We start from the raw sequence: 22,817 nt of genomic DNA, 5'->3' as shown, positions 1-22,817 counted from the left end.
TCAACGCAGTACGCCAGGCAGGCTGGCCAAGGCCGCCTCCAGATCCGTCACGGGCAATCCGCGTGCGATCCAGCCTGGCCCCTTCTGTGATCCCAGCATGCCTTCCGAGACATCGATGAAGCCCGTGTAGTCGGCTCGTTTCAAGGCGCTCAAAAGACGGCCGCTGCGCCCCCCGGTGGCGCAGATCAGCGCAATGGGTTTCTCGCCTGAAAAATCGCGTGCGGCGAACAAGCGCTGCTCGAACACGGGTTCGTGCATACTGATCGGCCATGCGGCTTTCGCGACGCCCGTTTCCACCCATTCGGGGCGCGATCGAACATCAATCAGGGAAATCCTGTTCTGCGCCAATGCGTCGGCCGTCTCGGCAGCCGACCAGATCTCGCGCGTGGCGGCCGCAACGACCTGCGGCCCCATGACCCATGTCGATGCAAGCAGGATGAAGCACCGCCTATCCATGTTGCCTCCACAGTCGATTGACGAGAAACGCCAGGACTTCCCGGGGCGAGCCTTGCAGCCTAAGCAGCCTTACAAACATTCTGCCAACCCTCTTCGCGCTCCAACTCGATGATTTCCCGAACCATTTTGTCGCTGATCTGACCTTGGACGACAGTGCGGCCGATCACGAGGGCCGGCGTGCCGACAAAGGCGAACACGCGTGCAAGCGCTGCACTGTCTTCCAGCTCGCGCGTGATCTCGGCACTCTCCATGTCGGTGATCAATTGGCTGCCATCGACGCCAAGATCAGTGGCGAGGCGCGAGAGATATTCTGGCGTTGCCTGGAAAGGGGATTTCATCAGCCGTTCATGAAAGGCGACATAGGCATTTTGCCGTTTCGCCGCCAGAGCTGCCTTGGCCGCAAGATTTGAGCTGTCGCCGAGGAGCGGCAATTCATGCCAAGCCACTGCGATCTTGTCTGGCATCTCGCTCGTCATGTCGGCCAACCGTTTGGTTTGCACGCGGCAAAAGGGGCAATAGTAGTCCGAGAACGACGCCATCGGGACCTGCGTAGGCGTGGGAGTCAGACCACCATAAAGGGCCGAGCAAATATTATCGGAGACGCGCTCCAAGGCTGCGGCTTTCTGCGCCGCCACTTCGGTGCTGTCCGCCGTGCCCAGGCCTACGAAAGGATCGAAGCCGCCTGACGTCTCACCCGCAACGAACTTACGAAATCCTTCTGGTCTATCGAGTGCCTGCAATTCCAGTTTTTCCGGCAACAATGAGGGAACTGTGCGCAGGGCGGCGTACCCTGCGATGATCGCACCGATCGTCAGAAGCGTTGACCGTTTCTTGGAATCCATCTGAAGCCTGATCTCACCGTGTCCCCTTAAGTTCGTAGTGTGAAGCCTTGGAAAAGGTCAACTTTACAAACTGATACAATCTTTCAGCCCCGCTCCAATTGCCGCAACTTCTGAAGAGCGCTATTTCTCGCATATGGTTTGGAACGCGTTCTTTTTCCTGCGATCGGCATGTCTTGCCTGTGTGTGTCTGACGATCACCGTCGTCGGAACGCAGGCAATGCCGTTTGATGGAGAGATCAGCGGCGTGGAGCGCGGCCTGTACATCGCTTCTGTGGGAGAAGTGTCCAACCACATTCACGCGCACCACCCCGAAAACAATGGCGAGCGGCAAACGGACGCTCACGCAGGACACGGCGACGGGTGCCACACCGGTCTTTGCTGTGTCATGGACTACCAGCAACATCTGGATCATCGGTCTGAAGAAACCGCGTTTACGGCGCCAACACGGGCCGCATTCTCCAGGGCTCATGTATCCCGTGAGCCCCTCGTGCCCGATCGCCCGCCCCGACACTCCTGACGTTTCGGTGCCCGCATATGCGGGCTGTTTGACCAATCGATCGCTGCATCCAATGCAGCCGTCAGGAGACGATATTTATGCGTGGAAGATACGCGGCACTTTCAGTTCTTGCCTTGGCAGCTGGCCTTGGCGGTGGGGTTTACGTTGAGCGGTTGTACCTGAATCCAGCGGTGCAAGGCGGATCTGAAGGCCCCGAGATTCTCTATTGGGTTGCGCCCATGGACCCAAATTTCCGTCAACCAGGACCGGGCAAGTCGCCCATGGGGATGGATCTTATTCCAGTCTATGCCGGACAGGAACCATCTGGTGATCCTGCCGAGGTCACACTGAACGCGGCCGAAATCAACGCAATCGGCGTACGCACGGCGGTCGCCCGCATGAGTGAAGTGCAGCCTCGGATCGAGACTGTGGGTTTCGTGGGGTATGACGAACATCTGACCAGTCATGTGCATACGCGGGTAGAAGGTTGGGTCGAAAGGCTTAAGGTCCGAGCGGTCGGAGACCGCGTTGCCGGGGGGCAGGTTCTTTTCGAGCTCTTTTCTCCACTCATCGCAGCCGCGACGGGTGATCTTGTTCGCGCTGTCGAAGATGGTGACCCCCGCATTCTGGATGCGGCGCGCAACAAGCTGATGAGCCACGGTATGTCCGCCCGCCAGGTTGCGGAGATCGAGGCGGGCGGCGAATTGGTTCGCAACATCGAGATCGAAGCACCACAGAACGGCGTGGTCATCGCCCTGAATGCGGCCGATGGCATGTATTTGCAACCTGGAACGCTTGCCTTCTCCGTCGCTGACTTGTCGAAGGTCTGGCTCATTGTAGATGTCTTTGAACGTGATATTGCCCGGCTGTCTGAGGATATGCGGGCCATCGCTCGGTTCGAACACTTGCCAGGGCGCGTGTTTGAAGGCGACATCGACTACATCTATCCTGAACTCGATCCCCAAACACGAACGCTTCCTGTTCGACTGAGGTTTGACAATTCCGATGGCGTGCTCCGCCCCGGAATGTTCGGAAGTGTCAGTCTCAGGCCCAACGAAAGCCGGACGGTCCTGACAGTGCCATCTGAGGCCGTAATACGGACAGGGTCGGCTGAGCGCGTCATCCTGAAAACAGGGGAGGGGACCTTCCGACCGAGATTGGTGACTGCCGGTCTCCGGGACAGTTTCGGAGAAGGAGGGCGGACAGAAATTCTTCAGGGCCTGGGTCCGGGTGAAGAGGTCGTTGCCTCCGCACAGTTCCTGATCGACAGCGAAAGCGCTTTGAGCGCAGGCTTCACGCGCATGGCGCCAACGGATGCCGACCCGGCGCGGGGCAGCGGTGTTCTCGTTGCTCTCGATCCTGAGAATCGGGTGGCAACCGTGCAGCATGATGCCCTGGAAAGCCTTGACTGGCCAGCGATGACATCCGACTTCCCGGTGAGAGCCGATGTTCCCCTGGATCGGCTAAAGGAGGGGGAGGCAGTCGCGTTTCTCGTGGCCCGTGGCGCCGATGGACTCCTGAGCCTCACCGAACTTGCGCCAGATGATGGAATTGCCGGTACCGGCACTGGGATTGCACGCGCGGTGACGTCGGATGGCAAGCTAACGCTGGAGCACGGCCCGATCCCAGAGCTTGGCTGGCCCGCAATGACGATGGACCTGCCGGTGTTGGGGGTTGATCTCGAGACCGTGCCCCTCGATGCGCCGATCGAATTCGATCTCACGGCAGGTGATGGCGGCCTTTTCTCCGTAGTCGCGGTCCGCGCCGAGGGCGCCGATCCCGAAGAGGTGGAAGCGGCTGAAACAAATGCCGCGGCGCCGATCATGGTGTCCGGCACCATCGACGACCTCGATCTGCATTCCGGAACCGCAACGATCACCCACGGGCCCATGGCTGAGATCGGAATGCCAGGCATGACCATGGATTTCCCCATCGATCCGGGCTTGGACATGGCATCGCTGAAAACCGGCGTCCAAATGACCCTCACATTTGCACGGCCGGATGGCTTGAACATGATCTTGTCTGATGTCGAGCTTGAGGCAGCTGCGGCACCGCCCATCGTGGTCTCAGGCACGATCGATAGTGTCGATACAGACGCCTCAAAGGCCACGATCACCCATGGACCGATGACCGATATCGGCATGCCTGGCATGACCATGGCCTTTGATATTGATCCGTCACTCGACGCTGCCGCTTTGATGACAGATGTGGAGATGGTGCTCACTTTCGCGCGCCCGGACGGCATGAACATGGTGCTGGCAGCGGCCGAACCTGTGGCACCGCCCATGCAGGTTTCAGGTCAAATCAACTCCATCGATGCTCAATCACGGACGGCGAACATCACCCATGGGCCGATGACCGATATCGGCATGCCCGGAATGACGATGGATTTTCCCTTGGCTGAGGAGCTCGAGATTTCCCAACTCACAGTGGGAACGGACGTCACGCTCATCCTGCGGCGCAACCCGGATTTCTCGATGACATTGATCGATGTTGTCCGTGACGGGAGGGTTACCCAGTGATCCCGGCGATCATCCGCGCCTCGCTGGCCAATAGGTTTGTTATTCTGGTCCTTGCCGTCATGATGGGTGTCGCAGGCATCTGGGCCATCCGCGAGACACCGGTCGATGCGATACCGGACCTGTCCGATGTGCAGGTGATCGTCCGCACCCCTTATCCGGGGCAGGCGCCGCAAGTGGTCGAAAACCAGATCACCTATCCGCTCGCCACATCGTTGCTGGCGGTACCTGGCGCACAGGATGTACGCGGCTTTTCCTTCTTTGGTGACAGTTTTGTCTATGTCGTTTTCGAAGATGGCACGGACCTGTATTGGGCAAGATCCCGCGTCCTCGAATATCTTGGGCAGATCACCGGGAGCTTGCCGGACGGAGTGTCCCCTCAGCTTGGCCCGGATGCCACCGGGGTCGGGTGGATCTACCAATATGCGTTGATCGACAGAACCGGCACACACGATCTCGCGCAACTGAGAACGCTGCAGGACTGGTTTCTGAAATACGAACTGCAGGCTGTCGACGGTGTGTCTGAAGTGGCAACAATTGGCGGCATGGTCAAACAGTATCAGGTCGTCGTCGATCCGAACAAATTGCGGGCCTACGATATCACGCTGACACAACTCAGGAACGCGATACAAGCGGCCAATCGAGAGACCGGCGGAAGCGTGATCGAGATGGGCGAAGCAGAATTCATGATCCGCTCGTCCGGATACATCGATGAGCTTTCTGATCTATCCAGCGCCCCCCTAATGATCAACGAGCGTGGAGCTGCTCTGACCCTCGGCGACGTTGCTGACATTCGCCTAGGACCGGAATTGCGCCGCGGCGTCGGAGAGTTTGACGGGCAAGGCGATGCCGTTGGCGGCGTGGTCATCATGCGATGGGGTGGCAATGCCCTTGCGACCATCAAAGCGGTGGAGGCCCGCATCGAAGAGTTGCGGCCGAACCTGCCGGAAGGTGTCGAGATTATCACGACCTATGACCGGTCCGGCGTGATCGAACGCGCAATCGACAATCTCAAGAAGAAGCTGACGCAGGAATTCGTTGTCGTCGTCCTCGTCTGTGCGGCCTTTCTGCTGCATCTGCGCTCATCACTGGTGATCCTTCTGTCGTTGCCCCTCGGAATCTTCGCTGCCTTCATTCTGATGAAAGCGCAGGGTGTGAATGCGAACATCATGTCGCTTGGCGGCATAGCGATTGCCATTGGAGCCATGGTCGATGCGTCGATCGTGATGATCGAGGCGATGCACAGGCGGCTGGAGAAGGAGAAGCTTACCGCAGAAAACAGGTGGAGGATCGTGCAGGAATGCGCCTCTGAGGTCGGTCCGGCCCTCTTTTACTCCTTGGCAATCATCACGGTCAGCTTTCTGCCTGTCTTTGTGCTGGAAAATCAGGAGGGCAGGCTTTTTGCCCCGCTGGCCTATACAAAGACCTACGCGATGGCCGCCGCCGCGATCCTATCGATCACACTGGTTCCGGTCTTGATGGGTTACTTTGTCCGGGGCCGGATTTTGCCCGAGCGCAAAAACCCACTGAACCGATTGGTGGTCTTCCTGTATCGTCCCTTTCTCGACGCAGCCATCGCCTGGCCGTGGGCGACAACCTTGCTTGCCGGCGCCCTCGTGGCTTCAATGTGGTATCCGTACCAACGGCTCGGGTCCGAGTTCATGCCCGAGCTGAATGAGGGCGACTTCCTTTACATGCCAAGCTTCTACCCGGGCGTGTCGATCGGTAAGGCGCGCGAGGTCCTGCAGCAGACCAATCGCCTGATCGCTACAATCCCAGAGGTCGAAACTGTGCACGGCAAAGTGGGGCGCGCAGAGACAGCGACCGATCCTGCACCACTCACGATGGTGGAAACCACGATCCAGCTCAAACCAGAAGCTGAGTGGCGCCCTGGCATGACCATGGAAAAAATTCGCGATGAGCTTGATCGGGCTGTGCAGATCCCTGGCGTGACCAATGTCTGGATCCAGCCGATCAAGAACCGGATCGACATGCTTGCCACCGGGATACGAACGCCGGTTGGTGTCAAGATTTCGGGTGCTGATCTGAACGTCATCACAGACATCGGGATCGAAGTGGAACGAGCCGTGTCGGATATCGAGGGAACTGCCTCCGCCTATGCGGAGCGTCCGGTAGGCGGGCGCTTCATAGAAATCGACGTCAAGCGCGACGCCGCAGCGCGATACATGATGAGCGTGCGGGATGTTCAGGATGTGGTGCAAACCGCCATCGGTGGGATGCAGGTATCGGAATCCGTTGAAGGGCTGGAGCGCTTTCCGATTAACCTGCGCTATCCGCAGGCGTGGCGCGACAGCCCCGAACGCCTCGAAAACTTGCCCGTTGTCACCCCATCGGGGGCTCATGTGCCGCTGACCGCCTTGGCCGATGTTCGAATTGTGGATGGTCCGGGCATGATCCGATCAGAGAACGCTCGGCGCACGGGGTTCGTGTTTATCGATATCGCAGGACGAGACCTCGGCGGATATGTCGCCGAGGCGCAGAGGGTCGTGGCCGATCAGGTGCGTCTACCGCCCGGATATTCTCTGACATGGTCCGGGCAGTATGAGTACATCGAGCGGATGCAGGACCGGCTGGCGATCGTCGCCCCCGCCACGCTTATGATCATCACGCTGATGTTGTTCATGGCGTTCAATAGGGTGATCGAAGTTGGCATCATTCTCGCCGCGCTTCCTGTCGCGTTGGCAGGCGGTGTCTGGTTTCTGTGGTATCTCAGCTTCGACATTTCGATCGCCGTCCTTGTCGGCTTCATTGCCCTGGCCGGCGTGGCCGTCGAAACAGCTATCGTCATGCTGCTTTATCTCAATCTCGCCTGGGAAAAGCGACGCAAACTCGGTCAATCCGAAGGCCGCAAGCTGACACAAGACGATATCGAGGAGGCCGTCTTTGAGGGAGCTGTTCTTCGGGTGAGACCCAAAGTCATGACCGTGGCCACCATCTTCGCGGCGCTGATACCGATCATGTATGGCACCGGCACCGGCTCGGAGATCATGCAACGCATCGCTGCACCGATGATCGGCGGTATGGTGACAGCGACCCTGCTGACGCTTTTTGTCATTCCTTCCATATTCGTGATTTGGAAACGGCTCGCGCTGAAACGCGTTAACCGCGAAATCACGTCCCCAATTCAGCAGCCCGTCGATGCAGCACTGCCTGCCGAATAATCGAACGCACAAACCTCAAGAATGGAGCTTCTCATGAAGATACTGACTGCAAGTCTCGCACTTCTGACCCTGTCCGCGACAGGGGCTATCGCACAAATGAACCACAATATGGATCATTCGGACATGCCGATGTCCGCCGAACAAATGGAGGGCGCAGTTCACGCAAAGGCCGTGATCAATTCCATCGGCGACGGCACGGCCAACGTGAGCCATGACCCGATTCCCGAGATCGGCTGGCCTGCAATGACGATGGATATGACGGTTCTGGAAAACGCGCAGATGATGGGCGAGGTGACCGATGGTGACGAGGTGACCCTGATGCTCGTCAAGGGCGAGGATGGCATGTACGCAATCGGGGCCATAATGCCGAACTGATCATGAATGCGCAGTTGCCGAGAAATCGGCAACTGCGGCGCGTATTTGGAGAGGTACACCGAGTTCGACCGCCGAGCTGCGTGTAGGCGAAAGGAAAGTGAATGCGGCTGTCTTCGAAACAACTTGGTTTGATCGCTGCCGGCGGATCGGCCGTTCTTTTGCTGGCTGCCTTCTTGTTTCAGGCAGCGGGCTACGCACCATGCGCGATGTGCATTTGGCAGCGATACCCTCACGCGATCGCCATCGCTATCGGCGTGCTCCTCATGGTTGGTTTGCCCATCTTACTGCTACTGATGGCAGGCGCTGCCGCCGCGTTCGTGACAGCGGGTATCGGGATGTTCCATACCGGCGTCGAACGAGGTTGGTGGGAAGGTCCGACGGCGTGCACCGGCTCTGGTCTTGATATGTCGAACTTGTTAGCTTCGGACCTTTTGCCCTCCGCATCATCCGCTCCATCAACCTTGGTGATGTGTGACGAAGTCGCGTGGGAATTTCTGAGCCTGTCGATGGCGAGTTGGAACGCGCTTTGGAGTTTCGTTCTTGCAGGGCTCTGGATCCTGGCTCTTGCCAAAGCTTGGCGCGCGTCCCGCTCAGATGAGAGCGTGACGGCAGTCTAGCTCAGGAGACGCAGGATGACGGCTGCAGTAGCCGTCAGACACACAGCGGCCGACAAAAAAGCAAGGAGAGCAACCGAAACCGCGCCCATTTTCTTTGGGAAGAGATCAAAGATTGGTCTCAGGATTGCCGACTTTCCGGCTGCCGTAACATAGAGCGGCAGTGCACTTACCAAAGTGGCGTACAGGTAGACTCCGGATATGTTTTCAAAGAGTGCTGACCGCGCCAGTGTGGGCGCAACCACTGAAAGAGCCGTCGCCCGACTGCCTCCAAAAGAGCCGAACCAACTGGCGGAAAGCACGTAAATGAAGGCGTGGAGAACGAGAAAAAGAGCGACGCGAGTTATCACATCGAAGAGAATGAATACCGCCGGATCACGGCTATTGGTGTCTTTCGCCTTCAACATCGCAAACAGGAAGAAGCCGACGTAGTTGACGATAAAGATGACCGGTAGGCCATTCGTCAGAACCTGCCTGAGAAATCGTGATAGCGCCGGTCCACCGTCCATCAATGCCGAAGCAAATCCAGGCGCACGCATGACATAAACGAGCAAGACCGGCAGGAGACCGATTAGGCTGAAGACCAAGACGTTCATTACAAAATTCACGCCCGGCATCTTGGTTGAGAAGAACCGTTGCATGTGAGCAGGTTGGCATGTCGGGAGACAACAGTCGACTTTCTCTGCGACCATCATTTATTTACATAAACTTCATTATGCGTCTTTATACTTAGTGTTGCGAAAGTATATTATCGTATGTATGCTGACCCCTGTCACATTGGGTCCACAGCATGCGTCATCTACTCAAGAAGCTCCTCCCCTCGGTCGCAGTCGCTTTGACTGTGACAAGTACGTCGCTGCCGATGCCCGCCCGAGCGCAGTCATACCCGATCGATTGCGCGATCCTCTTGTGCCTTTCTGGCGGCTGGCCGGCTTCCGTGCCTTGCGCCCGGGCCCGCGCCGAATTCATCCGGCGAATTACGCCTTGGCCGGTGGAACCGCCGCTACAAATCTGGCGCTGTCCCATGGGCGCCTCCTATGAGAGCGATCGGCTATCAAACAACGCTGGCCGCATCTTTGAAATCTTGTACCGGCCCGATAGCCGTAGACCACTCCAATCCTTGCCAGTCGACGATCTCGTTCCCGCCGACCGGGCCCTCCAGCTTATTCAGGATCGCGCGGACATCGATATCAGCGGACCTGAGTTCAATTTCGTGCGGTCGATCCGCGTCTATGATGTCCGGTATGCGCGACAGCATGAATCCGGACGTGACGGCGACTGCAACCGTAGCGCCACCGTGGTCCTCGGCACATATGGAACCCAAGGCGACTTCGCGTGGCAAAGGTCCTCCATCACCGCCCTACCCTCCGCCCATATCGGTCTCGAACGCTGGGGCCAGAATTGCCCCGGTATCTATCACCGTTCCGTCTTCGTCGACTGGCGTGACTATGAAGGGAACTACGGCTTTGAGCAGGTGAACTACTAGCGCCGACAAAGACAGCGTTGAAATTCATTTGTGTTGACCTAAGTGCTCTGAGTTACTCAATTACCGGACCTTCGTTGCTGTCGATGCCAAGGTCCGGAGAGCGGACTTTCCCGACCTTGGATATTCGACCTTTGCTTATGCAGCATGTCTTCGCTGTCGTAGCACACATCTTATTGCGACGCAGCGCATGTTGACCTGCTCCCCTTGGAGTCCGCGTTTATGGCTTAGCTCTGTTCAGGTTTTGGTCTTCTTCTGACCGTTGGTGATACTCCCGCGGGCTGAGCCCGTCGAGGCTCGAGTGCGGGCGGTGGTGGTTGTAGTCGGCACGCCATGCTGCAATCAGATGGCGGGCATGGCGCAGCGTCAGGAACAGGTGCTCGTTGAGGCATTCGTCCCGCAGGCGGCTGTTGAAGCTTTCCACGAAGCCGTTCTGCATCGGTTTGCCCGGCGCGATGTAGTGCCACTCGACCTGGCGGTCTTCCTGCCATTTGAGCATGGCGTTCGACGTCAGCTCGGTACCGTTATCGCTGACCACCATGCAGGGGAAGCCGCGCATCTCGGCGATCCGGTCCAGTTCGCGGGCGACCCGGATACCGGAGATCGAGGTATCGACCACGGTGGCCAGGCATTCCCGGCTGAAGTCGTCGATCACACAGAGGATGCGGAACCGCCTGCCGTCCGAGAGAGCGTCCGACACGAAGTCGAGCGACCACCGCTGGTTTGGGCTTTGGGGGATCGTCATGGGCGCCCTGGTTCCGATCGCACGCTTGCGACCGCCGCGTTTACGGACGGTTAACCCTTCTTCGCGGTAGAGCCGGTAGAGCTTCTTCCAGTTCACCTCCCAGCCTTCCCGCCTCAGCAGGATGTGCAGACGCCGATAGCCGAACCGGCGCCGCTCGGACGCCAGTTCCTTCATTCGGTCCCGCAGTTCGGTGTCAGCCGGACGCTTCGATGTCCGCCGATACACCCGGGGATCAATCCCGGCCAGCGCACAGGCCCGTCGCTGCGAGTAGCTCTTCTCTGTCATGGCCCAATCCACCGCTTTCCTCCTCGAACCGGGCCTCAGAAATTTTTTCCGAGCATCTCTTTCAGCGTCGCCACATCCATCATCTGCTCGGCCAGCATCTTCTTGAGCTTTGCATTCTCGGCTTCCAGCGCCTTCAGCCGCTTCGCATCGGCGACCTCCATGCCGCCGTACTTCCGTCGCCAGTTGTAGAAGGTGGCATCACTGATCCCGTGCTTGCGGCATAGATCGGGCGCGCTCATGCCCGCCTGATGCTCCTTCAGGATGCCAATGATCTGCGCTTCGCTGAAACGGCTTCTCTTCATCGTCTGTCTCCTCGTTCGGAGAACAGGCTAACCTCAAACCGAGGACTTTTCAGGGGAGCAGGTCAATGTCACCGAAGCAGTCGTTAAACGGCACCAACTCGACCCGAACCGGTACTGCGCTTTCGCTGCTGCCTTAACGGACCAGGGAGACGCGGGACCAAGCGCCAATTGGCTGCGGATGCGCCAAAGTCTGCTTTTAAAGATCTTACCGGACTCTCCAATGAGCTGGCTATTCGGCCAAGTCAAAAGCAATACCGGTTTCGAACCACACTCTAAGTCATATTAGTTTCAAGCTGCTCGCCAGAACGCCATCCGCATCAGCATAAATCCATGTGCCGGGTGAGATGACCACGCCACCGATGCGGACGGCGCCGCCAACCATGCCGAGCCCGTCTTTCGAGCTCTTTACCGGCGAGGTCCCGAGCGCGAAAACAAGCGTGTTCATTTCATTGATTTCGGCGCTGTCGCGAATTGCTCCGCTCAGAACAACGCCTGCCCAATTGTTTCGAATGGCCAACTCTGCCAGCATGTCTCCCATAACGGCAATGCGTGTTGATCCAGCGCCATCAACAACAAGTACCCGACCTTCGCCGGGGGTTTCCAGCTGCGCCCGTATCAGCGTGTTGTCTTCAAAGCACTTAATAGTTTGAGCCTGTCCAGCAAAGCTCTGTTTCTTGCCAAATGACAGGAACGGCAGATGCAACAATTGCAAATCGGCGGCATGGGCGTCGATCAAGTCTGCGGTTTTCATTGATTAAATCCTTCCAAACGTTGTTTTCAGCTCAGCGACCTGTTCTGCCGTCAGGAGCCTGGTGGGCATTGCGCGAAGGGCAATGAGAAGCTTGGCTGTCTCTTCCAATTCTTCTGCTGCACAAACTGCCGAGAAGAGATCTTTGCCCGTCACAACCGGCCCGTGATTGGCAAGCAGAACCGCGGCATATTCGCCCTTCAGTTCTCGAATGAGCTCGCCTGCCATGGGATCTCCGGGCTTTACATATGGAACAAGCCTGACGGTTCCAACGCGCATGACCACATATGGCGTCAACGGGGGCACGCAGTCTTCGGGATCCGTGTCCTCGATGCAGGAAAGAGCTGTCGCCCAGGTCGAGTGCAAATGCACAACGGCGCCGGCATCCGGTCGGGTCTCGTAGAAGGCTTGGTGCAGGAACACTTCCTTGGTTGGCTGGTCGCCGGACACATGCTGGCCATCTGTGTCGATCTTGGAGATCCGATCAGGATCGATATTGCCAAGCGTCGAATTGGTCGGCGTCATCAGAATGCCATCGGACAGCCGGGCAGAGACATTTCCCGCCGTGCCAACGGAAAACCCGCGGGCAAAAAGCGACGCACACAAGTGCGCCATTTGCTGCCTCAGTGCGCGCTCTTCTGGTTTCATTGGCTGCCCTCCATCAGTCTGAGGGCTTTGACAAAGAATTCGGGCGCGCCGAAATTGCCAGATTTGAGCGCCAGAGCCACTTTCCTGTCATTGCCAAGTGTCAGCACCGGGACGCCTGGGTCGATTTCCCGGCCTACGTTCATTGCCGGCGCGCTCAGCGTTTGCGAAATGGCTTGCGCCACAGCACCGGATGTCTCGCCACCAGCAACGACGATGCGACGGAATCCCAGATCAACCAGCATTGCCGCGGTTTCAGAAAAGAGCGCGTCCAGTTTCGCAGCAACTTCTTCGCGTCCGAATTTCAGTTGCAGCGCCTTGACTTCATCTGGCGTCCCCGAGGAATAGGCCAATGGAGCGGAGCCGACATGGGCCCGATAGAATTTCACAAGTGTTTCGGCCGTGACTGTGCCTGCCATGACGCCTGGAACATCGATGGCAAGGGTTGGGTGATCGGCTGCATGAAAGTCAATTTGGCCCCGAGTCGCGCCTGAACAGGATCCTGCCAGAATTGCTTCCGCGCCCTGACAAGCCTCGGCTCCTGGTAGCTGCTGTTTGCTGGAGACGGATTTCAGGAAATTTCGCGGCAGACCCAGAGCAATGCCGGAACCGCCCGTGATCAGGGTGGCATCTGACAGCGCCTCACCCAAAGTGATCAAATCAGCATCATCAATGGCATCGGCAATGACAAAGCGCGCATCGATCCTGGCCATCGCCTGACGAATTGCGCTGGCACCTTTGGCCACGGCTGCATGGGGCACATGGCCGACGGCTTCGTTGGTTTGATGTCCCAACCACCGTCGGATATCCGCATCCGTCATCGGGGTGAGCGGGTGGTTTTCAAGGCCGGATTCATTCAGTGGCTTGTCACCGACAAAAAGATGCCCCTGATAAACCGTTCGACCGGTTGTCGGAAATGCCGGGCAAAACACAACCTTGTCAGCTCTAAGCTCATCGGCCAGAGCTTCGGCGACAGGGCCGATATTGCCTTCTTTGGTTGAGTCGAATGTTGAGCAGTACTTGAAAATGAACTGCCTGCAGCCCTGTGCCTGCAACCACCGAAACGCCGAAACGCTGTCGGCGACCGCTTCTGCTATCGGGGCTGTTCGGCTCTTAAGCGAAATAACACCCGCATCGACATTGGCCGGTGCTGCACCGTCGGGTACGCTGACAAATTGTGCCGTGCGTAGGCCGCCCTCCGGGTGAAGGCCCTTGGCAAGCGTGTTGGCAATGTCACTTGCGCCGGTAAAGTCGTCGGCAATGACTCCAATCAGCACGTTTTGTTCCTCTCACTTGTCTCGACGCGGCGGCGAATCTCCGTGATGGCAGCCTCGGGGCTGGTCAAGATTGGAATATCGATGTGGCGGCGGACCTCATCGGCCGCTTCCGCCATCGAAAACTGGGCGAGCATGATCGCATCCACGTCTTCGATGCCCTGAGCAGTCAGAGCTACGAGCCGATTGTGCTCGGCATTGTTTCCAGCACGCAATGCGTCCAGTGCGCCATCACAAAAGTAGGATCTCAGATCGGCTGTGCGGCCCTTTTCATGAGCCGCCTCCCGGAACTCTTCCTCCATACCGGCCGCAGCGGGGGGGAAGGTATAAATCATCGCGATGCGTTCGCCGAGTTCCAATGCGGCGTCAAACATCGCTTCATTTGGCTTCATGACCGGGACCGGGCTGCTCCTTGCGGCATCTTGGATCGCGTTTCCAAAGGCCGAACAAGTGAACAGAATGCCGTCCGCGTCCGTGCTTTCAGCGTACCGTGTGAGCCCGACAATCCGGTGATGAAGTCCTGCGGACAGGTCCTTGGACTTTGGCCGGTCGACGGAAAGGCCCTCTTCGAGGATCGAGATCATCTCCGCGTCGGGCCAGAGCTTGCGTGCAGCCTCTTCGATTGGGTCAATCGCAACCCGAGTGGCATGAATGAGGGCAATCCTTGGCATCTGAAATCGTCCTGAAATTGGCCGGTGGCGCTGCGGGAGAGAGACAGCGCCACCAGACGTGCGAAGGCTACATTGAAGAGCGAGGGCCTCAGGCGGCGACAGCCTGCTTGGCCACGGCTTCTGCCACGTAGCGTCCGAACGTATCCGTGTTCACGGTGCCACCCAAATCACGGGTGCGCTTGGCCGGGTCGTCGATGACGGCATCGACCGCTTCCGCGATGGCGTTGCCTGCTTCCATCAGCTTGGCGTGACCACGTTGCTCACCGAGCCAAATCAGCATCATCGCGGCCGACAGGATCAGCGACGTCGGGTTGGCGATATTCTGACCCGCGATATCAGGCGCCGAACCGTGCTGCGCCTGCGCACAGCAAAGACCGGTTTCCGCATTGGCGTTGATCGATCCAGCCAGGCCAAGCGAGCCGGAAAGCTCGGACGCGAGGTCGGACAGGATGTCACCGTAGAAGTTGGTGGCGACCACGACGTCATATTTCTGCGGCTGGCGCACCAGAAGCGCCGCGAATGCATCCACGATCAGCTCTTCGGTTTCGACCTCAGGATAGTCTTTCGCCACTTCGCGGAAGCATTCCAGGAACAGGCCATCCGTCATCAGAAAGGAGTTGGCCTTGTGAATGGCGGCCACTTTCTTGTCGCGCTGCATGGCCAGTTTGAACGCCTCGCGGCAAATCCGCATAGAGCCATGGCGGGTGATCTTGCGAACAGAGAGCGCCATGTCAGGGTCGGGCATCATCTCACCCACGCCTTTGAACATGTTGCGGTCGGGATAAAATCCTTCGGTCGCCTCGCGCATAATCACGAGATCCATGTCGGGCGCCTTGTTCTCAAGGAAAGCACGGCTGCGCGCCGGGCGCACATTGGCGTAAAGGTCAAGACCGATGCGGAAACCAGCAGACACATTACGACCGCCCTCTGCGACCGGGGGGTAGTCCATATGCGATTGCGTCCCCAGAATCACGCCATCGAATTCGGTCCGCGCGCGCTCCAGCACGTCGTCCCTGAGAGTGATGCCGTGATTCTTCAGGCTGGTGAACCCGGACTCTTCTTCATGGAACGTAAGGCCAAGGTCGAAGCGAGCGTTGGCCGCCTCCATCACCTCGAGGGTCGCCCCCATGATTTCAGGTCCGATGCCGTCACAGGGCAGTACCATCAGCTTCATTGTTCATCTCCTCCCTAACGGTCTTCTCCAAAGCTTCATCTTTGATCTTTATGTCTTAAAAAAGCAAAATGCAACGCAAAAATGGGAACGCGAAGCGATTCTACCTGCTTCTTCCGCCGTATCCCCTCGCTCGGAGTGCATCAAATGATCAAAAAAGATTGGGGTTTCGAAGGAGCCTGAGGCAAGAGTGCATTTATGGTTGACTATGTGCAATCAATTGGATTATTGCATTAAGAACTCAAGAAATGCATTATGATCCAAGGGAGGATACCATGATCAAGCGTAGAACCTTTGCGGCAATGGCTGCATGTGTGGCTGCCGCCGCGCTTGCTGCTCCGGCTATTGCTGATGACTACGGAACCGAGCGACTGAACTACACGATCGCCTTTGGGCCAGGCGGCGGGAATGACCGCATGTCGCGTACTGTCGTCGACATCCTGCGCACCTATGACCTTTATCCCGGCAACATCGTGGTGGAAAACCGCGAAGGCGGCAGCGGCGCAGTGGGTTTCAGCTTTGTCGCCAATAACGCAGGTGACCCCTATCGCCTGACATCGACCAGCGGGAACTTCATCGGCACTCCGCTGGTCTCCGACACCGATTGGACCTACGCGGATTTCACGCCGATTGGCCTGCTTGCCAGTGACGCGATGCTGCTCGTCGTGCGCTCCGACTCGGGCTACGAGAGCGTCGACGCCTTTGTTGAAGCAGCAAATGCTGGCCGTGTGACGATTGCAGGCAGTGGCTCTGCTGGCCCCGAACGTGTGACCGCCGAGCTTTTCGCTCAGGCCGCGGATATCGAGTTTGAATATGTGCCAATCGGCTCTGGCGGAGAGCTTGTGACTGCTCTGACTTCGGGCAGTGTTGACGCAGTTGTTGCCAATCCATCCGAAGTCGGTGGCCAGCTGGAAGCTGGTACTTTGGTGGCGTTGGCCTTCTCGGACACGGCGCGCAGCACCAACAACCCCGATGTGCCTACCTTCATGGAACTCGGTTATGACTTCAGCTTCTCTCTGCCGCGCGGTGTCGTGATGCCCGGCGGCGTGGATGCCGAGGTGCAGGACTGGTGGATCGAGACACTGCAGCAGGTGGTTGAGACGCCAGAGTGGCAGGAGTACCTAGTCACCAACGGCATGTCGGGCAACCCGATCTGGGGCGACGACTTTGGTGCCTATCTGGCCGAGACCAGCGCACGGTATCACGAGACGCTCGTGTCGATCGGCGCAATCGAAGAGTAACTTCTCGAACGCGACGCGGGCGCATGTTCTGCGCCCGCGTCTTCATATCCAATCGGAAGGGGAGGTCCGATGAAAAAGTGGTTCGCCGCGGCGCTCTTGCTCTTGTCGATCGGCTACACAGTTTACGGCCTGAACACGCTCACGCTTCTGACATCGTCCGGACGTCCGGCTGCAGGCTTTTTCCCACTGCTGATTGGTGTTTTGCTGATCATTTCCAGTGCGGTCAATCTTTGGGGCGATGTCAAGGAATGGCAAAAGGAACGTGTGACCGGTGTTCGCGCGCCTCATCGGGCCGATCCTGAAACGGAGGCAAAAGCTGACGCAATGGGCGTTGACGCGCATGCGCTTGACGGCGGCCCCGAGTATGGGCGCGATGTGTTCATCGTCTTCGTCTATATCTGCATCTTCGTGGGAATCATGAAGATTGTCGGTGCCCTTCTGGCCATGATCCTGTTCATGCTGGCGTTTCTCTTCACGTTTAACCGCGGTCATGTCGTCGGCAACTTGATCTACAGCGTGGCACTGCCAGGCTTCCTCTACGGTCTTTTCAAGATCCTCTTGAACGCCTCTCTCCCGACGAGCCCCTTTGGCTTCTGATGCGACTCCTGTTCGCTCGAAAGGACGAGTCTTATGTTTTCTGACATCGTTTCAAACCTCTCCCTTGGCCTCAGTGTAGCTGCGTCGCCTGAAGGATTTCTGTTCCTCGTGATCGGTGCCTTTTTGGGCATGATTGTTGGGCTTTTCCCCGGCTTTGGTCCTGCGGCAGGTATCGCGGTCCTTATCCCGATGACATTTGGGCTGGATCCCACAATTGCCATCATCATGCTCGCCGGTATCTACTACGGCTCGATGTATGGCGGCACGATCACTTCCATCCTGATTAACACGCCGGGTGAGTCTGCCACTGTGGCCTCAACCATTGACGGCTATCCACTGGCGCAAAAGGGCCGTGCCGGACCGGCGCTGGTGATGCAAGCGATTGCCTCATTCTTTGGTGGTACTGTCGGGGTTATACTGATCACCGCGCTGGCCCCATCGCTCGCGAATTTTGCTGCCTCCTTCGGCCCCTCGGAATACTTTCTGATCATCGCGGTCGGCCTTTTGATGCTGACAACGATGATGGGCGACAACAAGTTCAAAGGGTTCATCTCGGCACTGATTGGCTTTGCTATCGGTACAGTCGGCGTCGACGTGATGAGCGGCCAACAACGCTATACGTTCGGGTCCTCGGAGCTGATTGGAGGCGTTTACTTTGTTGCTGTGGCCATCGGCCTCTTTGGCATCGGAGAGCTGCTCCACTGCATATTCAATGGTCAACATACGCACCCAGCCAAGCGTTTGCGTATCGGATTCCGCGACAAAGAGTTCTGGCCGTCAAAGAAGGACTACCACGAGTCCCGCTGGACCTTCTGGCGCGGCTCGGCGATCGGCTTCATTGCCGGGGTTTTGCCTGGTTCCGGTGCAACGCTTGGCTCGATCATCGGCTACTCGGTAGAAAAGAAGGTCGCCAAGGACCCAGAGAAATTCGGAAAAGGCGAGATGCGTGGTCTGGTTGCCCCGGAGGCCGCCAACAACGCTGCTTCGGCTGGTGCTATGGTTCCCCTGCTCGCGCTCGGCATCCCAGGATCAGGTGCAACCGCTGTTCTGCTTGGCGCCTTTCTGATGTGGGGTCTGCAACCCGGACCTCTGCTGATCGTGAATGATCCCGAATTTGTCTGGGGCCTGATCGCAAGCATGTATCTGGGCAACATGATCCTCATCGCGATGAGCATCTTCGCGATCCCCTTGTTCGTAAAGTTCCTCGATATTCCTTACGTAAATGTCGTTCCGGTGATCGTGTTGCTGTGTGTGATTGGTGCCTATGCAATCAACGCCAGCATCATCGAAACCTGGATACTGGTTGGCAGCGGCTTGATTGGCTTTGCAATGAAGAAATACGGCTACTCGCCTGCGGCAACCGTACTGGCGCTTGTGCTTGGTTCAATGGCCGAAGAAACCTTCCTTCAGACATACATCATTTCACAAGGGACGATGAGCCTTTTCTGGGAGCGCCCGGTTTCCTTGGTTCTGTCCATCATCCTTCTGGCAGTCATCTTTGTGCCGCTCGCCATCAGCCTGCTGGGCCGGGCCAAGAGGAAGGCGGCGGCTTCTGAAAGCTGAGTAAGATCCTCAAATGAGTTGCACCTAGCGGTCAAGAAGTGCGATTTATGCTTACTTTTTTGCATCTGGAGTGCAATTATATCTGCGAAACAGTTGATCGACTAACTGAACGAAGAAGAGAGATGTCCCCTTCGATGCGAACCAGTGATCTCGCCCAAAGGATTTCGAAACGGCTCTTGCAGGATATCGCAGCTGGGAGCATTTCCACAGGGCAGCACCTTGGTGCGCAACAGCTTGCCGATCGCTATGGCGTCTCACGGACGCCGATCCGGGAAGCTATGAGTCTTCTTGAGGCCGAGGGCTTCTTGGAGCGCCAGGCAAACCGGGGATTCTTTGTTGCCGAGGCAGATATGTCCGCCATGAGCGAGGCGCTTGATGTGCAAATCGACTCTGCCGATGACGACTATCAACGATTAGCTGATGATTGGCTGGTGCATCGGTTGCCCGAAGAGGTGACAGAACAGTTTCTGCGCCAGCGATATGGCTGGACCAAGGCGCGCGTCAGCGAGGTTCTGGTAAGGGCTGCACGTGAGGGCTGGATTGAGCGCAAAGAGGGCTACGGCTGGCGTTTGCTGCCGGTTGCCAATACGCCGGAAGCCTTTGATGAGATCTATCGGTTCCGAATGGCAATTGAACCAGCCGCAATGCTGGAAACGTCCTTTGAACTGGATCGACAGATTCTTTCTGAACAACGCCGCATTCAGGAGGGGATGCTGGACATGGATTTCAACTCGGTGCCTGCCGAGTCACTTCTGGCGAATGGCGCAATCTTCCATGAGGAACTCATAAAGCTATCACGAAACCCCTTCTTTCTGATGGCATTGCAGCGTGTGAACCGGATGCGTCGGTTGATGGAGTATCGGGCCGAAGTCAACCACGACCGACTTGTAGAGCAATGTACCGAGCATCTTGAAATTCTGGATCTGCTCGAAGTGGGCGACAATCTGGGCGCATCTCATAAGATGCGAAAGCATCTCAGCGGCGCCCTGAAACGCAAATCCCCTCTTGCCTGGAACTGGGCCGCGGATGCCAGCAAACCCGCGCGATAGCCAGGTGTCAGGAGACCTCAGATGACGCAGGCTATTGCTCTTGTTGCGCATGACCAGAAGAAGGATCAAATGATCGCTTGGGTGAAACAACATGAGCACGTGCTGTCGGGCTTCCAGCTTTATGCGACCGGAACAACCGGTGGGCGCATCAACGATGAAACCGCGCTGACTGTGACGACGTTGAAAAGCGGTCCGCTTGGCGGCGATGCACAGATCGGGGCAATGATTTCAGAGCAAAGACTTGATGCTCTCGTCTTCTTCATCGATCCGCTATCGGCACTGCCGCATGATGTGGACGTCAAGTCGCTCCTTCGGTTGGCCATTCTCTATGACACCCTTCTGGCGGTGAATGAAGCCACGGCTTCCAGATTGGTGAGGCAACCGAGCGAATAGCTCTAACGAATGGCCGAAATCTGGAAGCAGAAAACCTCGATCGGGGTCATATCGTAGTTCTCAGCCCGCCTCGGAGGCACATCCCGAAGCAGCAACCTTGCGGCGAAAGTTGGCTATCCTGAATTCCGTCCGGTTTGCTTCCGCTCAGAGTTATCGGACTATTCGCATTCGTAGGCGAAACGCAGAACTGCCATTCGCGTCCGGCGCAGCATCCGAAGTTTTGAGATCTTGTCGACCGGTAAATTGACAATTCGCGCTCGCACATTTATCGGAAAGTCCATGGCGCGCCGGGACGACCCGGCCGCGAAAGGGCATCAGTCAGGACCACCTGCAAAACGTTGGGGGTCAGAATGGCTTGGATTTATCTTCTCATCGCAGGTGCGCTGGAAGTCGCTTGGGCGACGGGGCTCAAGAAGCTTGGCCTGGGTTTTTCTTGGACACTTGGCGCTCTAACGCTCATCGCGATGATCGCGAGCATCGTCGCCCTCTACGCTGCGATGACTCGACTGCCGCTAGGTATTGCCTATCCGATTTGGACCGGTATCGGCTCTCTCGGATCGGTGCTGGTTGGCGTGTTGGCCTTCAATCAGAACCTCAGCATCACCAGTATTGCTGGTCTGACACTTCTGATTGCGGGGATGTTTCTGCTCGGTTCAGATGCACACTAAGACGAAAGGACACGGAAAATGACGACAAAGACGAAAACAGCAAGAAAACTGATCGAAGGTCGGCCCGCGCTCATTGTGATCGACATTCAGAAAAGCACTTTCATTGACGACAGCGATGTACGTTCCATCGACAACATGCCTGGGTACAAGGATCGAATGATCGCTGCGCGCGACTTGGTCGATGCGGCGCATGAACATGATGTGCCAGTCATCTTCATTCAGGAAATTCATCGGTCCGACCTCATTGATTTTGGCCGCGAACTGGACGGGGATGAGGACGTTCACTGTCTTGAAGGCGACCCGCGCACGGAAGTCGCCAAAGAGGAAATGGGATTCAAGAAAGGCGACTACATCATCCCAAAGCGGCGCTACTCGGCATTTTTCGGGACGGATCTGGAAATCCTGCTGCGGGGGCTGAAGGTCGACACCCTTCTGCTGTGTGGTGGGCTGACCGATGTTTGCGTGCACTACACATTTGTGGATGGCCACCAATCCGACTACTTCTGCCGCGTCGTCGAAGACTGTGTCGGCGGTTCATCGGTTGAAGCGCATGAAGCGGCTCTCAAAGCGATGGAATATCTACAAACGGGGGCCGTTCAGGAGCGGGCGACCGTGATCGACGCAATTTCGGAGCATCGCCAAACGAAGTGACATCTCCGAGCATTCCGCGCGCACAACAATGCTAAACCGGACATTCGTCGTGCCGCGACCGTTTCTTAGGTGTGGGGTTCAGCACCGACCAACGCCGCATAACGTGCGGACACTCGCTTTGATACGGCGAACGGCAGGACCGTTCGCCACGTTGACTCAGATATCGATGCGCTCAGCGATGCTCAGGGCATCTTCGAGTTCAACGCCAAGGTAACGCACCGTACTGTCGATCTTCGTGTGACCGAGCAGCAGTTGGACGGCACGGAGATTGCCGGTTTTTCGATAGATTTCGGCCGCTTTGGTCCGCCGAAGTGAATGTGTGCCGTATCCGCTTGGCTCGAGACCAATTGCCGTCACCCAATCGCGGACCAGCCGCCCATACTGGCGGGTGGAGATGTGCGGCCGGTCGTGGAACCGGCTCGGGAACATGAACCGACGTGCAAGCATCTCAGGCGACTTAACCCACGCCAAGACAGTTTCACGCGTGTTTTCAGTCAGTTCAAACTGGACTGGTCGCTTGGTCTTGCTCTGGATCACAGAAACACGTTCGCGTACGCGGTCAACTTTGACGAGATCAGACACTGCCAATTTGACGAGGTCACAGCCCCGCAATTTGCTGTCGATGGCGACGTTGAACAAGGCCAGATCACGTAGATGACCCGCCAGTTCGGGCCGTGCCCGGATTGCCCAGACCTGTTTTGGCAGCAAAGGACGTTTCTGACCGATGATCCGCCCCTTGTTCCAGGCTCTGCGTTTCGAAGTTGTTGCGGGAAGTTGGACTCTTGGCATGATTTGCCCTCCGTTCCTCCCTCCAAACCCATTCATCAGCACTACGCTGACCGTTTCA

The 22,817-nt window shown here is 57.4% G+C and carries 22 protein-coding genes; 12 read left to right on the top strand and 10 right to left on the bottom strand.

Going from position 1 to position 22,817, the window contains the following annotated elements:
- Entirely contained in the window at positions 1–414 is a 414-nt protein-coding gene (locus PVW48_RS17505; protein WP_244525676.1) for a rhodanese-like domain-containing protein, read from the bottom strand.
- Positions 415–515: 101 nt separating this feature from the next.
- Positions 516–1,298, bottom strand: a complete 783-nt coding sequence (locus tag PVW48_RS17500; RefSeq protein ID WP_093454935.1) for a DsbA family protein — start codon at positions 1,296–1,298, stop codon at positions 516–518.
- Positions 1,299–1,892: 594 nt separating this feature from the next.
- Between PVW48_RS17500 and PVW48_RS17495 the strand changes: the two genes are divergently transcribed.
- The 4 genes from PVW48_RS17495 to PVW48_RS17480 all read left to right on the top strand — a co-directional run bounded on the left by PVW48_RS17495 (position 1,893) and on the right by PVW48_RS17480 (position 8,487).
- On the top strand, positions 1,893–4,316 hold the full coding sequence (locus PVW48_RS17495) for an efflux RND transporter periplasmic adaptor subunit (protein WP_093454933.1): 2,424 nt from the start codon (positions 1,893–1,895) through the stop codon (positions 4,314–4,316).
- Entirely contained in the window at positions 4,313–7,495 is a 3,183-nt protein-coding gene (locus tag PVW48_RS17490; RefSeq protein WP_093454932.1) for an efflux RND transporter permease subunit, read from the top strand. Before PVW48_RS17495 ends, PVW48_RS17490 begins: the two co-directional genes overlap by 4 nt.
- 33 nt (positions 7,496–7,528) lie before the next feature.
- Positions 7,529–7,870, top strand: coding sequence for a copper-binding protein (locus tag PVW48_RS17485; RefSeq protein ID WP_013959881.1), 342 nt, complete (start codon positions 7,529–7,531; stop codon positions 7,868–7,870).
- A 101-nt stretch (positions 7,871–7,971) separates the two neighbouring features.
- Positions 7,972–8,487, top strand: coding sequence for a disulfide bond formation protein B (locus PVW48_RS17480; protein WP_093454931.1), 516 nt, complete (start codon positions 7,972–7,974; stop codon positions 8,485–8,487).
- Here PVW48_RS17480 and PVW48_RS17475 read toward each other — a convergent pair.
- Positions 8,484–9,125 (bottom strand): hypothetical protein, encoded by a 642-nt coding sequence (locus PVW48_RS17475; protein WP_274582268.1) that lies wholly within the window; start codon positions 9,123–9,125, stop codon positions 8,484–8,486. The two genes, PVW48_RS17480 and PVW48_RS17475, sit on opposite strands and share 4 nt — an antisense overlap.
- 149 nt (positions 9,126–9,274) lie before the next feature.
- Between PVW48_RS17475 and PVW48_RS20145 the strand changes: the two genes are divergently transcribed.
- Positions 9,275–9,970 carry a hypothetical protein gene (locus tag PVW48_RS20145; protein WP_274582267.1) on the top strand — a complete coding sequence of 232 codons (696 nt, stop codon included), beginning with the start codon at positions 9,275–9,277 and terminating at the stop codon, positions 9,968–9,970.
- Positions 9,971–10,187: 217 nt separating this feature from the next.
- On the opposite strand, the gene PVW48_RS17465 is transcribed toward PVW48_RS20145, so the two are convergent.
- The 6 genes from PVW48_RS17465 to PVW48_RS17440 all read right to left on the bottom strand — a co-directional run bounded on the left by PVW48_RS17465 (position 10,188) and on the right by PVW48_RS17440 (position 15,811).
- A protein-coding gene (locus tag PVW48_RS17465) for an IS3 family transposase (RefSeq protein ID WP_274582266.1) occupies positions 10,188–11,299 on the bottom strand; the annotation gives its coding sequence in 2 pieces (ribosomal slippage) (positions 10,188–11,044 and positions 11,044–11,299; 1,113 coding nt in all).
- Positions 11,300–11,576: 277 nt separating this feature from the next.
- Positions 11,577–12,050 (bottom strand): ribonuclease E activity regulator RraA, encoded by a 474-nt coding sequence (rraA, locus tag PVW48_RS17460; protein WP_274582265.1) that lies wholly within the window; start codon positions 12,048–12,050, stop codon positions 11,577–11,579.
- 3 nt (positions 12,051–12,053) lie between these two features.
- Positions 12,054–12,695, bottom strand: a complete 642-nt coding sequence (gene otnC, locus PVW48_RS17455; protein WP_274582264.1) for a 3-oxo-tetronate 4-phosphate decarboxylase — start codon at positions 12,693–12,695, stop codon at positions 12,054–12,056.
- Positions 12,692–13,969 (bottom strand): 3-oxo-tetronate kinase, encoded by a 1,278-nt coding sequence (gene otnK, locus PVW48_RS17450; RefSeq protein WP_274582263.1) that lies wholly within the window; start codon positions 13,967–13,969, stop codon positions 12,692–12,694. The genes otnC and otnK overlap by 4 nt, the downstream gene beginning before the upstream one ends.
- A complete protein-coding gene (locus tag PVW48_RS17445; RefSeq protein WP_274582262.1) occupies positions 13,963–14,637 on the bottom strand; it encodes an aspartate/glutamate racemase family protein in 675 nt (224 codons plus the stop codon). Before PVW48_RS17445 ends, otnK begins: the two co-directional genes overlap by 7 nt.
- A gap of 88 nt (positions 14,638–14,725) precedes the next feature.
- A complete protein-coding gene (locus PVW48_RS17440; protein ID WP_274582261.1) occupies positions 14,726–15,811 on the bottom strand; it encodes an isocitrate/isopropylmalate dehydrogenase family protein in 1,086 nt (361 codons plus the stop codon).
- Positions 15,812–16,083: 272 nt separating this feature from the next.
- Here PVW48_RS17440 and PVW48_RS17435 point away from each other — a divergent pair, with 272 nt between their 5' ends.
- The 7 genes from PVW48_RS17435 (at position 16,084) to PVW48_RS17405 (ending at position 21,970) form a co-directional block, all read left to right on the top strand.
- The gene (locus PVW48_RS17435; RefSeq protein WP_274582260.1) at positions 16,084–17,049 is read left to right on the top strand and encodes a Bug family tripartite tricarboxylate transporter substrate binding protein; all 966 of its coding nucleotides are present in this window, start codon (positions 16,084–16,086) and stop codon (positions 17,047–17,049) included.
- Between the two features lie 69 nt (positions 17,050–17,118).
- A complete protein-coding gene (locus tag PVW48_RS17430) occupies positions 17,119–17,646 on the top strand; it encodes a tripartite tricarboxylate transporter TctB family protein (RefSeq protein ID WP_274582259.1) in 528 nt (175 codons plus the stop codon).
- A 33-nt stretch (positions 17,647–17,679) separates the two neighbouring features.
- Entirely contained in the window at positions 17,680–19,209 is a 1,530-nt protein-coding gene (locus PVW48_RS17425) for a tripartite tricarboxylate transporter permease (RefSeq protein ID WP_274582258.1), read from the top strand.
- A 47-nt stretch (positions 19,210–19,256) separates the two neighbouring features.
- Entirely contained in the window at positions 19,257–20,258 is a 1,002-nt protein-coding gene (locus PVW48_RS17420) for a GntR family transcriptional regulator (protein ID WP_338020481.1), read from the top strand.
- 21 nt (positions 20,259–20,279) lie between these two features.
- Positions 20,280–20,651, top strand: coding sequence for a methylglyoxal synthase (locus PVW48_RS17415; RefSeq protein ID WP_274582256.1), 372 nt, complete (start codon positions 20,280–20,282; stop codon positions 20,649–20,651).
- A 350-nt stretch (positions 20,652–21,001) separates the two neighbouring features.
- On the top strand, positions 21,002–21,319 hold the full coding sequence (locus PVW48_RS17410; RefSeq protein WP_274582255.1) for a DMT family transporter: 318 nt from the start codon (positions 21,002–21,004) through the stop codon (positions 21,317–21,319).
- Positions 21,320–21,337: 18 nt separating this feature from the next.
- Positions 21,338–21,970, top strand: a complete 633-nt coding sequence (locus PVW48_RS17405) for a cysteine hydrolase family protein (RefSeq protein ID WP_274582254.1) — start codon at positions 21,338–21,340, stop codon at positions 21,968–21,970.
- A 156-nt stretch (positions 21,971–22,126) separates the two neighbouring features.
- Here PVW48_RS17405 and PVW48_RS17400 read toward each other — a convergent pair whose 3' ends face one another.
- Positions 22,127–22,759: a tyrosine-type recombinase/integrase gene (locus PVW48_RS17400; protein WP_274582253.1), complete on the bottom strand. Its 633-nt coding sequence runs from the start codon at positions 22,757–22,759 to the stop codon at positions 22,127–22,129.
- Positions 22,760–22,817: the final 58 nt, after the last annotated feature.

It is taken from the genome of Dinoroseobacter sp. PD6, assembly GCF_028807315.1.
Classification (GTDB): domain Bacteria; phylum Pseudomonadota; class Alphaproteobacteria; order Rhodobacterales; family Rhodobacteraceae; genus Dinoroseobacter; species Dinoroseobacter shibae.
This window is presented reverse-complemented; position numbering and strand designations above follow the sequence as displayed.